This is a genomic window from Haemophilus haemolyticus (assembly GCF_001679045.1).
Lineage (GTDB): Bacteria > Pseudomonadota > Gammaproteobacteria > Enterobacterales > Pasteurellaceae > Haemophilus > Haemophilus haemolyticus.
Genome location: NZ_LYCK01000015.1, coordinates 1 through 13,418 on the forward strand (window position 1 = coordinate 1; position 13,418 = coordinate 13,418).

The 13,418-nt window shown below is 36.5% G+C and carries 13 protein-coding genes; 8 read left to right on the forward strand and 5 right to left on the reverse strand.

The window, feature by feature from the left end:
- Positions 1-46 precede the first annotated feature (46 nt).
- Positions 47-700: a DNA transformation protein TfoX gene (gene tfoX, locus A8M50_RS08325; RefSeq protein ID WP_075564439.1), complete on the reverse strand. Its 654-nt coding sequence runs from the start codon at positions 698-700 to the stop codon at positions 47-49.
- A 385-nt stretch (positions 701-1,085) separates the two neighbouring features.
- Between tfoX and recA the strand changes: the two genes are divergently transcribed.
- Both recA and recX read left to right on the forward strand, forming a co-directional pair.
- Positions 1,086-2,150 carry a recombinase RecA gene (gene recA, locus A8M50_RS08330; protein ID WP_005636084.1) on the forward strand — a complete coding sequence of 355 codons (1,065 nt, stop codon included), beginning with the start codon at positions 1,086-1,088 and terminating at the stop codon, positions 2,148-2,150.
- 79 nt (positions 2,151-2,229) lie between these two features.
- A complete protein-coding gene (recX, locus tag A8M50_RS08335) occupies positions 2,230-2,688 on the forward strand; it encodes a recombination regulator RecX (protein WP_005644042.1) in 459 nt (152 codons plus the stop codon).
- On the opposite strand, the gene crcB is transcribed toward recX, so the two are convergent.
- From crcB to hcp, 4 genes are all read right to left on the reverse strand, one after another.
- Positions 2,685-3,071, reverse strand: a complete 387-nt coding sequence (gene crcB, locus A8M50_RS08340) for a fluoride efflux transporter CrcB (protein ID WP_005644204.1) — start codon at positions 3,069-3,071, stop codon at positions 2,685-2,687. The two genes, recX and crcB, sit on opposite strands and share 4 nt — an antisense overlap.
- 3 nt (positions 3,072-3,074) lie before the next feature.
- Complete coding sequence (locus tag A8M50_RS08345) at positions 3,075-3,890, reverse strand: Cof-type HAD-IIB family hydrolase (RefSeq protein WP_005644045.1); 816 nt, start codon at positions 3,888-3,890, stop codon at positions 3,075-3,077.
- A gap of 111 nt (positions 3,891-4,001) precedes the next feature.
- Positions 4,002-5,024, reverse strand: a complete 1,023-nt coding sequence (gene hcr / locus A8M50_RS08350) for an NADH oxidoreductase (RefSeq protein WP_005644052.1) — start codon at positions 5,022-5,024, stop codon at positions 4,002-4,004.
- A 103-nt stretch (positions 5,025-5,127) separates the two neighbouring features.
- Positions 5,128-6,780, reverse strand: a complete 1,653-nt coding sequence (gene hcp, locus A8M50_RS08355) for a hydroxylamine reductase (RefSeq protein ID WP_005644113.1) — start codon at positions 6,778-6,780, stop codon at positions 5,128-5,130.
- Positions 6,781-7,146: 366 nt separating this feature from the next.
- Here hcp and A8M50_RS08360 point away from each other — a divergent pair, with 366 nt between their 5' ends.
- The 6 genes from A8M50_RS08360 (at position 7,147) to dcuC (ending at position 13,388) form a co-directional block, all read left to right on the forward strand.
- The gene (locus tag A8M50_RS08360) at positions 7,147-8,151 is read left to right on the forward strand and encodes an ornithine carbamoyltransferase (protein ID WP_005644072.1); all 1,005 of its coding nucleotides are present in this window, start codon (positions 7,147-7,149) and stop codon (positions 8,149-8,151) included.
- Positions 8,152-8,160: 9 nt separating this feature from the next.
- Positions 8,161-9,093 carry a carbamate kinase gene (gene arcC / locus A8M50_RS08365; RefSeq protein ID WP_005627271.1) on the forward strand — a complete coding sequence of 311 codons (933 nt, stop codon included), beginning with the start codon at positions 8,161-8,163 and terminating at the stop codon, positions 9,091-9,093.
- A gap of 105 nt (positions 9,094-9,198) precedes the next feature.
- A complete protein-coding gene (locus A8M50_RS08370; protein WP_005644136.1) occupies positions 9,199-10,728 on the forward strand; it encodes a YfcC family protein in 1,530 nt (509 codons plus the stop codon).
- Positions 10,729-10,821: 93 nt separating this feature from the next.
- Positions 10,822-11,289, forward strand: a complete 468-nt coding sequence (locus A8M50_RS08375) for an Lrp/AsnC family transcriptional regulator (protein ID WP_005644158.1) — start codon at positions 10,822-10,824, stop codon at positions 11,287-11,289.
- Positions 11,290-11,370: 81 nt separating this feature from the next.
- A complete protein-coding gene (gene pepE, locus A8M50_RS08380; protein WP_005644234.1) occupies positions 11,371-12,075 on the forward strand; it encodes a dipeptidase PepE in 705 nt (234 codons plus the stop codon).
- Positions 12,076-12,092: 17 nt separating this feature from the next.
- On the forward strand, positions 12,093-13,388 hold the full coding sequence (dcuC, locus tag A8M50_RS08385; RefSeq protein ID WP_005644209.1) for a C4-dicarboxylate transporter DcuC: 1,296 nt from the start codon (positions 12,093-12,095) through the stop codon (positions 13,386-13,388).
- The last annotated feature ends 30 nt before the right edge of the window (positions 13,389-13,418 follow it).

Below are 13,418 nucleotides of genomic sequence, written 5' to 3' on the forward strand. Positions count from 1 at the left end.
ACCCTTGCAAGTACTTTTTGCAAAAAATTATTTGAATGAACAAATTTTATTCGTCATCTAATTTTCTATAGCCTTTCAAACCATTCTTTCTCAAAATTTCGTTTAATTTCTTTAATAAACGCTCTTTTTCCGATTGACTTAAAAATTGACTATTTTTATTTTGCAAAGCACATACTAACTTCCAATAAAAATCTAAAGTTGCTCCGCTACCGCTTTTCTTTAATTCTACCAATGCATTTTCTGCACCAATTTCTCTTAGCATAGCAACATCAGTAATGCCAACTTTTATTAGCGCTCTTTCGTGCTTGATAGTTAAATTGGGTAAATCCTTTAATCTATTTAGCTTTCTTAAAGTACGATCTAACTTCTGATTGCGAATTTGCTGAATAGAAAGAATAATCAACTTTCTACACAACATATTATTACGCATCACCTGATCTGAAAGTGCATAATATTGAGAAAGTACAAATCTCTTATTCAACTCATTTGTTGTAAACGGTTCACAGCCTAATTTACTTAATTGAATTGCAAGTTCATCCTCACCACGTAGATAAAGTTTTTTATTCTGCCAAATGGCAAACATTGTCTCTTCCTTGTGAAACAAACCGTAACCTGTAAAAAGATTTTTAAAGGTAACATTTCCTACCAACTGATTTAATAGAAGGCAAACATTATTTATATGCTCGTCTTTTATGTTCATATTAACCTCATATGGATAAGTAGTTTAAAGGAATTAGTAGAAGTACTTCTGATTTGATTTATATCATGAAGTTTTTCATCTGACTAAGGATAAATTTCAGATTTGTGAAGTTGATCGTAAATTTGAAATTTATTTTTATGTAAACAATTGGTTTATATATAAATATACTATATTTAAAAATTTTCTTACCATTATATTTTGTATATAAATTAACCTAAAAATTCAATTAACAAGCTTTTATCATAACCCCCTCATTTTAAGGTTTAGATCTGCTTTTTTTGGAATACAGATCCCATATTTTTCCAAATATGAATATTTTTCTTGACCTGTACATCAATACAGATATAATCACAAAAAACTTGAACATTCAAACAGGAATTCACTTATGGCGACTAAAGAAGAAAAACAAAAAGCACTAGCTGCAGCATTGGGACAAATCGAAAAACAATTTGGTAAAGGCTCAATTATGAAGTTAGGTGATACTAAAACGTTAGATGTAGAATCTATTTCTACCGGATCACTTGGCTTAGATGTTGCACTAGGAATTGGTGGTTTACCTATGGGACGAATTGTAGAAATTTTCGGGCCTGAATCATCTGGCAAAACCACATTAACTCTTTCCGTCATTGCTCAAGCGCAAAAAGCGGGAAAAACCTGTGCATTTATTGATGCAGAACACGCCCTTGATCCTATTTATGCAGCAAAACTTGGGGTAGATGTAAAAGAACTTTTTGTTTCTCAACCAGATAATGGTGAACAAGCACTTGAAATCTGCGATGCATTAGTTCGCTCTGGCGCAATTGATGTAATCATTGTGGACTCCGTTGCCGCACTGACACCAAAAGCTGAAATTGAAGGGGATATGGGTGATTCCCATATGGGACTACAAGCTCGTTTAATGTCTCAAGCTTTGCGTAAACTTACTGGCCAAATTAAAAATGCAAACTGTTTAGTTGTATTTATTAACCAAATCCGAATGAAAATAGGTGTGATGTTTGGTAACCCTGAAACCACCACTGGCGGTAATGCATTAAAATTCTATTCTTCTGTTCGCTTAGATATTCGTCGCACAGGTTCTGTAAAAGATGGTGAAAATATCATTGGGAATGAAACCCGCGTAAAAGTAGTGAAAAACAAATTAGCGGCACCATTCCGTCAAGTAGATTTCCAAATTCTTTATGGTGAAGGTATTTCAAAAGCGGGTGAGTTATTAGAACTTGGTGTAAAACACAAGCTTGTAGAGAAATCAGGTGCATGGTATGCCTATAATGGAGAAAAAATTGGCCAAGGTAAAACTAACTCAATGAAATGGCTCAATGAAAATCCAGAAAAAGCAGATGAATTAGAAGCTCGTTTACGCGCAGAATTAGTGGCTAATCCAGAACAAGCTTTAATGGCTGACATTGAACAATCTGAAAATAGTTCAGAATCAGAAAGTGATTTTGAATAAATCAAATCATCAACGCCAAAAGTGCGGTCATTTTTAACCGCACTTTATATCAACTCAATAAAAATAAAGGAATCATTCCTTGTCATCCCTTGCTTTTAATTACATAGTTAATCTTCTTTCTCGCAGAGAATATAGTGAATTCGAGCTCCGCAATAAAATGCAGGAAAAGAACTTTTCGGAAGAAGAAATTGATGATGCATTATCTTTATGCCAGGCAAAAAATTGGCAAAGTGATCGTCGTTTTTCAGAAAATTATATAAATTCACGCGCACAAAAAGGTTATGGTGTGGGAAGAATTCGAAAAGAATTACTCCAATTAAAAGGTGTGTCTTCTGATATTATTGATGAAGTTTTAATGGAATCAGAAATTGATTGGTATGAAATGGCTGAGAACTTGTTACGTAAAAAATTCCCAAATTACAACGAGCAGCAAACGCCTAAAATGAAACAAAAAATTTGGCAATACATGCTATCACATGGATTTCGTAGCGATGAATTTGCTGATTTAATTGGGAAAAACCAAAGTGAATGGGATTAATGTAAAAGTTGAGAACAAATTTTATATATCCAAATGCCCAACACAGTCATAGCTAAACATCCGAATAAATGCATCATCAATACACAAAATCCATTTAACCACTTGTCATTAAAAAATAATTCCACAACTTCGGAAGAAAAAGAAGAAAATGTGGTTAGCGATCCTAAAAAACCGGTAATTAAAAATAACCGCCATTCAGTACTAATTTGTGGGAATTGCCAAAAAAGCCCAAGTAATACGCCAATAATTAAACAACCAAGCAAATTAGCGATTAAAGTCCCAAAAGCAAACGAAGAAAATAAAGGATTAAATAGCAATCCTATAGCCCAACGCAATGACGCACCTAATATTGCACCACAACTTATGAATAATAATGCCTGCATTAATTAATCTAATCCAAATTGGGTTCGCAAATAACGAGCGACTGATTCTTCTTTATTTGAGCCAATAACCTCTAACTCTGGACAAGCTTTTTTTAAACGAGCATCTGCATCTTGCATGATGCAGCCTTTACCAGACCAAGAAAGCATTTCTACATCATTCATTCCATCACCAAAAGCAATACAGTCTTTTAACTCATACTCGCGTGATTCGAGTAAATGTTTTAATGCATCCCCTTTTGAAACATTCTTATTCATTACTTCCAAACAAGCTAATGCTGAATAAACAATTGTCGTTACGTCACCAAACTTATCTCGTAAATAAGTTTCTACTTCAACTAAATCCTCAGGAGTTTTACCAATAAAAAAGACTTTTTCTGTTCCACGCCCATGATGTTTGGAAAAATCAACTACGTTATAATCGAATCCAGATTCTTTGTGGAACTGACGCATTGCAGGGATATCTTTATTAGTAAACCAACCTTCATCTTGATAGCTATTCATGCATACTTTAGAAGTATCAAATGGCGTTTTGTAAAGCTCGAGAACTAATTCTTCAGGCAAGCTATTGCTATAAAGCAAATTACCCTGTAAATCCCGTACACGAGCACCATTTGATGTAATCATAACCGCACGTTCCGCACCAATTTTTCCAAGAATGGATGACACATCGGTATGGTTACGCCCCGTTGCTAAAATTATATCCACACCGTTTTGCTCTAATGCTGTCAGCGTATCAATGGTAAGATCACCGACTAAATGTTCAGGAGTTAAAAGGGTGCCATCTAAATCAGACACCATTGCTCGAAAAGGTAAATTCATAAAAACCTCTAAAAATAATTTGCGGTTATCATATCACTAAATATACAAATAGCCCTTGTCTAAGATCAATGTATAAAAACCGTAATAAAAATAACCGCACTTTATTAAGGATTAAGGCATTAAATCAACTGACATATTTCCTTTCATTTGACAGCAGCACGCTAAAACATAACCTTGTTTAATTTCATCTTCTGTCAGCGGTCCGTTTGAGCTCACTTCATAATCACCACTCACCACTAAAGTTTTACAAGAACCACAAATACCTTCTCTACAGGCGGCAATAATCGGTGCTTTATGTTCTTCCAAAGCAGCTAACAAGGTTTTTCCAACAGGTACAGAAAAAGTTTGAGGTACAGGATTAGTAATAGAAAGCGTCACTTGTTTACTATTATCTAACATACAATTTTCTGCTGAAGAATGAAATTGCTCCAAAAAGAAACGCTCAGATGGGATACCAAGGGATTCTGTCATCGCACGTAAATCACTCATATAACTTTCAGGGCCACAAGTCAACACCGTATAATCAGCTATATTGGGTACAAAGTCAGATAACATTTGACTATTTAAACGTCCAGCTATAAAGCCATCATTCGCATCAACAGAAGCATTAATAAATAGTTTTAACTGTGGAAATTGTTCTTTTAGTAATGCCCATTCTCGTTTAAAAATAACATCTTTAGGCGAATGGACACTATAGAATACAACCACATCTACACCAGGTTTATTTTTTAATAACCAGCGAGTCATAGACATGATTGGCGTAACGCCACATCCACCAGCCACAAGCAAATATCGATCACTTACGATGCGGGTACAGGTAAATTTACCCATTGGATCAGATAGCCAAATTTGATCACCTTCTTTAATTTCGGATGTAATCCAATTAGAACCAACTCCATTTTTAATACGACGAACGGTTAAAGTAACAAAACGGCTCATTCCTGGCGTAGACGATAGCGTATAAGCTCGTACAATATTTGGTGTATTACGAATACTGACTAAAGCATACTGGCCAGGCTCATAAGGGTAAAAATCTTGTGCTATTAATTCAATTGTATAGACATCATCAGTTTCCTGATGAATAGAATGCACCTGCATTTCGTTATAACACAACGGATTCTGATTATTTGACATAGAATTTTCTCTTTGAAGATAGAAAAAAGTGCGGTGAATTTTTAAAATGTTTATAAAACTAATACTACAAATTAAAAAATCGACCGCACTTTTCTATGAAATGTTATTTAGCTAAAGCTTCTGCCATATCTTGTTCAGGCGTAGTCAAACCGCGCAAACCAAATTTTTCATTTAATAATGCCATCACATTATCATTTAAAAATGCGGGAGCTGTCGGCCCTGTATAGATATTTTTAACACCTAACGCCAATAAGGTAAGCAAAATAACAATAGCTTTTTGCTCAAACCAAGAAAGCACAAGTGTTAATGGCAATTCGTTAACGCCAATACCCAGTTTTTGTGAAAGATTTACAGCAAGCATTATCGCAGAATACGCATCATTACATTGCCCAACATCTAACAAGCGAGGTAACCCATCAATAGCGCCAAAATCCAATTTATTAAAACGATATTTACCACAACCTAAAGTTAAAATCGCACAATCTTCTGGTACTTGACGAGCGAAATCAGTGTAATAGCTACGTTCACCTTTGCTACCATCACAACCGCCCACTAAGAAAACATGGCGTAATTTTCCACCTGCAACAAGATTAATCACTGCATCTGAAGCATCTAATAAAGTTTGACGACCAAACCCAACGGTAATTTTGTGTTCTAATTCATCATAAGGGAATCCTGCCATTTCTTGTGCTTTCGCGATAACTTGACTGAAATCACGATCTTCAATGTGCGTTACACCAGGCCAGCCCACAATACTACGGGTATAAATACGATCTGCGTAATTACCAACATTAGGATCAATAATACAGTTAGAGGTCATGATTACAGGACCTGGGAATTTAGCAAATTCTTTCTGCTGATTTTGCCAGCCACTTCCATAGTTACCAACTAAATGGTTATATTTTTTCAATTCTGGGTAACCATGCGCAGGTAACATTTCACCATGAGTGTAAATATTTATCCCTGTACCTTCCGTTTGTTCTAAAAGTGCTTTTAAATCTTTTAAATCATGACCAGAAATTAAAATACATTTTCCTGCTACAGGCTTCACATTTACCGTTGCGGGAACAGGATGACCAAATGCTTCTGTTTCACCCGCATCTAATAAACTCATTACTTGAAAATTCATATTACCGATGCCAAGCGCCTTTTCTAACAATTCATTTAGATCGCTTGGATTTGTTCCTAACCACGCCATAAACTCATGGAATTGACGATATACCTCATTATCAAATTTACCTAAAACATGGGCATGTTCCATATAAGCAGCCGCACCTTTTAAACCGTATAAACAAAGCATACGCACGCCATGTACTTCTTCCCCAATTAAAGTGCGGTCAGAATTTAGGGCAAAATTCGCAGCTTGTTTTGTTAAATCAGAAATCGTTGCACCTTCAAGCTGTAAATGAGCTAATGGATGGTTTATATCAATACTTGGATTTAGTGCGCGGCAACGTTTTATTAAATTATCACGATAAGTGATGGCTTGTTGCGCATATTCAACTATACGTTGAGAATCAAAGTTTACATTAGTCAAGGTAGAGAAAAATGCTTGTGCCGTAAAAGCATCAATTTCATTATCGATAATAGCTAAATCTCTCGCTTGAATAGCCCAAGCAGATAAGCTTTGCAGAGTTGCAACAAGAAGGTCTTGTAAATCAGAAGTTTCCGCAGTTTTACCACACATTCCTTGAGAGTAACTACAACCGTTACCCACGGGTGTGCGCATTGTTTGTTCGCATTGTACGCAGTACATAATTAAGTCCTTTTGATTAGAATAGAAAGTTTCGTTATAAACCCGATAAAATCACTCAGATTTATAAAAGAATGATAAAACCTTTTTTCTAGCAGATACAAAAGGAAATTTTGATTAATTAGAATTTGTTTGATCTAGATTAAGTTAATACCAATAACGAATTAATCTATTTTTATTTGAAAGAACACAAATTCTAACAATACTAAAAACTACGCAATAAAATTTCATATATTGGCATTACCAGTTGAAAAACGATAACAAATTTCATTTTATTTCTCTTATAATGCAACTGTTCGAACAACAAGCAGTATCTCGAATGATGTATGTTTATTCCCCAATGGATAGTCAAAACACAAGGAGATTATTATGGCTTTCAATATGAAAAACAGACATTTACTTAGTCTTGTTCATCACACAGAACGTGAAATTAAATATCTCTTAGATCTCTCCCGAGATTTGAAACGAGCCAAATATGCAGGCACAGAACAACAAAAATTAAAAGGCAAAAATATCGCGCTCATCTTTGAAAAAACCTCCACCCGCACACGCTGTGCATTTGAAGTCGCCGCTTATGACCAAGGCGCACAAGTCACCTACATCGACCCTAACTCCTCCCAAATTGGCCACAAAGAAAGTATGAAAGATACCGCCCGCGTATTAGGCAGAATGTATGATGGTATTGAATATCGTGGCTTTAAACAAAGTATCGTTCAAGAACTTGCTGATTATGCTGGTGTGCCAGTATTCAATGGTTTAACCGATGAATTCCACCCAACACAAATGCTTGCCGACGTACTTACCATGATTGAACATTGCGACAAACCATTAAGCGAAATTAGCTATGTATATATTGGAGATGCACGCAATAACATGGGTAATTCACTTTTATTAATTGGTGCAAAATTAGGTATGGATGTTCGTATTTGTGGACCTAAAGCTTTATTACCAGAAGCAGGCCTTGTTGAAATGTGCGAAAAATTTGCTAAAGAAAGTGGTGCTCGTATTACCGTAACTGAAGATATCGACAAAGCGGTGAAAGGTGTAGATTTTGTCCATACTGATGTGTGGGTTTCAATGGGTGAACCATTAGAAACTTGGGGCGAACGCATTAAATTATTACTTCCTTATCAAGTCACACCTGAATTAATGAAACGCACTGGTAATCCAAAAGTGAAATTTATGCACTGCTTACCTGCCTTCCATAACAGTGAAACCAAAGTTGGTCGTCAAATTGCTGAAAAATATCCTGAATTAGCGAATGGTATTGAAGTAACTGAAGACGTATTTGAATCTCCAATGAACATTGCATTTGAACAAGCAGAAAACCGTATGCACACAATTAAAGCGGTAATGGTAGCAAGTTTGGCATAAGGAGAACGTATGAGAATAGTGATTGCATTAGGCGGTAATGCGTTATTACGACGCGGAGAGCCGCTAACAGCCGAAAATCAACGACAAAATGTTCGCATTGCTTGTGAGCAAATTGCTAAAATTTGGCCAAATAATGAATTAGTGATAGCACATGGTAATGGCCCACAAGTGGGTTTGCTCGCCTTACAAGGCGCTGCCTATACTGATGTGCCAACCTATCCTTTAGATGTATTAGGTGCAGAGTCAGTAGGAATGATTGGTTATATGATTCAACAAGAACTCGGTAATTTAGTTCCATTTGAAGTGCCATTTGCAACTTTATTATCTCAAGTAGAAGTTGATATCAACGACCCAGCTTTTAAAAATCCAACTAAACCAATTGGCCCTGTTTATACGAAAGAAGAAGCTGAACGTTTGGCAAAAGAAAAAAATTGGTCTATCGCACAAGATGGTGATAAATATCGTCGCGTTGTGCCAAGCCCATTACCAAAACGTATTTTTGAAATTCGTCCAGTCAAATGGTTGCTTGAAAAAGGCAGTATCGTAATTTGTGCAGGTGGCGGTGGCATTCCGACCTATTATGATGAACATCATAATTTACAAGGTGTTGAAGCTGTTATCGACAAAGATTTATGTTCAGCTTTACTTGCAGAAAATCTTGACGCTGATTTATTTATCATCGCAACTGACGTTTCTGCAACTTTCGTAGATTGGGGTAAACCAACTCAAAAAGCAATTTCTGTCGCATCACCTGAAGCCATTTCAGAACTTGGTTTTGCTGCAGGTTCCATGGGGCCGAAAGTACAAGCAGCAATTAACTTTGCGAAACAAACTGGAAAAGATGCCGTAATAGGCTCTTTATCTGATATTGTGGACATTGTGAAAGGAAAAGCTGGTACTCGTATTACGAAAAAAGCTGAAGGCATATCCTATTATGCTTAAATAATAAAAGAACTTTGAGAAATCATTCTCAAAGTAAAAAGTGCGGTCGGTTTAACCGATGTTTTTACCAACCGCACTTTAAACGTTAAATATAAGGAGCTCGCTATGGATGCGTCCAAAAAGAAGAAAACGTTTAATTTCCCATCAGCGTTTACCATTTTATTTGCAATATTAATTCTCGCTGTTGGATTAACCTGGGTTATTCCATCCGGTTCATATTCAAAATTAACATATAACTCCACTGATAATGTTTTTGTAGTCAAAGCTTACGGCGTTGATGATAAAACTTATCCCGCCACAACAGACACTCTTGATAATCTCAATATCAAAATTAAACTCTCCAACTTCACCGAAGGCGTGATCAAAAAACCAATCGCTATTCCTGGTACCTATCAACGTGTAGAACAACACCACAAAGGCATTGAAGACATCACAAAAAGTATGGTAGAAGGCACCATTGAAGCTGTTGATGTCATGGTCTTTATCTTCGTATTGGGAGGGATGATTGGTGTCATTAACCGTACTGGTTCTTTTAATGCTGGGTTGATGGCTCTCGCGAAAAAAACCAAAGGTAATGAGTTTTTTATTGTATTCAGCGTATCCGTCTTAATGGTGTTAGGCGGCACAACATGCGGTATTGAAGAGGAAGCGGTAGCATTCTATCCGATTCTGGTGCCAGTATTCTTGGCTCTGGGATACGATGCGATAGTCTGCGTAGGGGCTATATTCCTTGCTTCATCTATGGGAACTGCATTCTCTACAATTAACCCATTCTCCGTTGTTATTGCATCAAATGCGGCTGGTATTCAATTTACTGAAGGTATTGGTTTCCGTGCTCTAGGTTTAGTTTTAGGGGCAACTTGCGTAATCGCATATCTTTATTGGTACTGTAAAAAAATCAAAGCTGACCCAAGTTTTTCTTATACTTACGACGATCGCGAAGAATTCCGTCAACGTTATATGAAAAACTTTGATCCGAACACAACTATCGAATTCTCAGCTCGTCGCAAATTAATCTTAACGCTTTTCTGTATTGCATTCCCTATTATGATTTGGGGTGTAATGGTTGGCGGATGGTGGTTCCCTCAAATGGCTGCATCTTTCCTTGCCATTACTATCATTATTATGTTTATCAGTGGCTTGTCTGAAAAAGATATTGTGGAATCCTTCACAGAAGGTGCATCAGAATTAGTAGGCGTATCGTTAATCATCGGTCTTGCTCGTGGCGTAAACTTAGTGCTCGAACAAGGTATGATTTCTGACACTATCCTTGATTATATGTCTAATGTAGTTAGTGGTATGCCAGGTAGCGTATTCATCTTAGGTCAATTAGTCGTATTTATTTTCCTAGGTTTAATCGTACCGTCTTCTTCTGGTTTAGCTGTACTTTCAATGCCAATTATGGCACCACTTGCTGATTCAGTAGGCATTCCACGCGATATCGTGGTTTCCGCTTACAACTGGGGACAATATGCAATGCTATTCTTAGCACCGACAGGATTAGTATTAGTGACACTCCAAATGTTGCATATTCCATTTGATAGATGGGTTAAATTCGTCATGCCAATGATTGGATGCTTATTGCTAATTGGTTCCATTTTATTAGTAGTACAAGTATCTTTATATAGTGTTTAACTAATTAGTCAAATTGCCGCCTAGATCACAGTTTTTCTAGGCGGTTTCTTTTATAATAAGTTATCTTTTTTGTTAGTATAAAAAGGATTTACTATGCTTAAAAAATGTTTCGATAATATCGATACTCGAATTCTTAAAGCATTACAACGAAATGGTCGATTACAAAATAATGAACTGGCCAACGAAATTGGTCTCTCCAATTCAGCTTGTTTACGTCGAGTGAATCACTTGGAAGAAAGTGGCGTAATTGATAACTATGTAGCCTTATTAAATCCTAAAAAAGTAAACTGTAATCTCATCGTTTATGCATTAGGCTCTTTCTTTGAAGAAGACCCTGAATTAAAAGAGCGGTTTATTTTTGAAGTGAAATTAATCCCTCAAATTACCGAATGCCATTTTATGGCTGGTAGCTTTGATTTCTTATTGAAACTCAATGTATCCGATCTTGATCAATTTAATTACATCAAAAACACCTATCTTAATTCCAGGCTTGGCATTAAAACCTTAAAATCTGAAGTTACACTAAAAACAGTTAAATCAACAACTGAGTTGCCTTTATAAAAATCCAGCTTTTATGCTGGATTTTGTTTTTAGCTTCGGCATAATAGAAATAACTTTTCATCCCTAAAAAGGATTATAAATATGAAAAACATGCTACTGCTCAGTAGCTCAAAATACAAGAACACAGGTTATCTTGAACACACTGTACATTGGTTACAAAATTTCTTGGCTGATTATCATGGTAAAACAATTGCTTTTGTGCCTTATGCTGGGGTACGCCGCACTTTTGATGAATATGAAAAAACTGTGCAAAATGCACTTTCTGATTTAGGGATGAATATTGTTTCCGTTCATCATGGTAAACAGCATCGAGATATCATTGAACAAGCAGATGTCATCGCTATTGGCGGCGGGAATACATTTTGTTTGTTAAAACAGCTTTATGAACACAATTTGATTGATATCATTCGTGAAAAAGTAAATAACGGTACGCCTTATTTTGGTTGGAGTGCTGGGGCCAATGTAGCTGGCGCATCTATTATGACAACTAATGATATGCCGATTACTTATCCTCCTTCATTTCAAGCATTACAACTTTTTCCTCATCAAATTAATCCGCACTTTATTTCAGGTAAAATGCAAGGTCATAATGGTGAAAGCCGAGAAGAACGTTTGGCAGAATTTTTACTCGTTAATCCAACTGCATTTGTATATGCATTACCTGAAGGTTCTGCGCTTCATATACAAAATGAAATGGCAACTGTGTTGGGTGAAAATCCTATTTTGTGCTTCAGTGAAAATATGGAATGTGGCACATTTGACATCAATACAACTTTTTCTTATTAACTTAAAAGGAACATATAATGGAATTATTTAAATCCATCGTTGCTGTGGTTGGCATTATTGCCACAATTTATTTTCTGATAAAAAAAGCCGAAACCCGAACCGTTTTGATTGGTGTCGGCTTAATTATGTCCATTCTGACGCTTAATCCAATGGGCGCATTAGATGATTTTGCCAAAAGCATGACATCTGGCGGATTAATTATGGCCATCTGTTCTAGTATGGGTTTTGCTTATGTAATGAAATACACTCAATGTGATACTCATCTAGTGCATTTACTTACCAAACCATTAAGCGGATTAAAATTCTTCTTAATTCCGATTGCAACAGTCATCACCTTTTTCATCAATATTGCTATTCCTTCTGCTGCTGGTTGTGCAGCTGCAGTTGGCGCAACATTAATTCCTGTATTAAAAAGTGCGGGTGTTCGACCAGCTACTGCTGGCGCCGCTATTTTAGCAGGGACTTTTGGATCAATGATGAGCCCAGGTTCTTCTCATTCTGCAATGATTAGTGAAATGTCAGGCTTAACTATCGCTCAAGTAAACCTTTCTCATGCGCCATATAATATGATTGCGGGAGCAATAGGTGCTGTTGTTTTAACAATTCTTGCGCTTGTTTTTAAAGATTATGGTGAACAACATCGCCAAGCTTATCTTGCAGAACAAAAAGAAAGTGAAATAAAAGTTGTTGAAGGCGTCAATGTACTTTATGCCCTTGCACCATTAATACCATTAGTTATTTTAGTGATTGGTGGAACATCATTACAACAAGTACCGGGTCTTGAATGGACTAAAATGGGTGTGCCTCAAGCGATGCTGATTGGTGCAATTTACGGCATTATCGTCACTCGTATTTCCCCAGTAAAAATCACTGAAGAATTTTTCAATGGTATGGGAAATTCTTATGCAAACGTACTTGGTATCATCATTGCAGCCAGTGTATTTGTGGCAGGATTAAAATCTACGGGCGCAGTGGATGCTGCAATTTCTTTCTTAAAAGAATCCAACGAATTTGTACGTTGGGGTGCAACAATTGGACCATTCTTAATGGGCTTAATTACAGGCTCTGGCGATGCAGCAGCCATTGCCTTTAACAGTGCTGTCACACCACATGCTGTAGAACTCGGCTACACTCACGTAAATCTTGGTATGGCAGCAGCGATTGCCGGTGCAATCGGTCGCACAGCTTCACCAATTGCAGGTGTAACTATTGTTTGTGCAGGACTTGCGATGGTAAGCCCAGTAGAAATGGTAAAACGTACCGCACCAGGCATGATACTTGCTGTTTTATTCTTAGCATTATTTATGTTGTAAAAATAGTAAAAAATTGACCGCACTTTATTT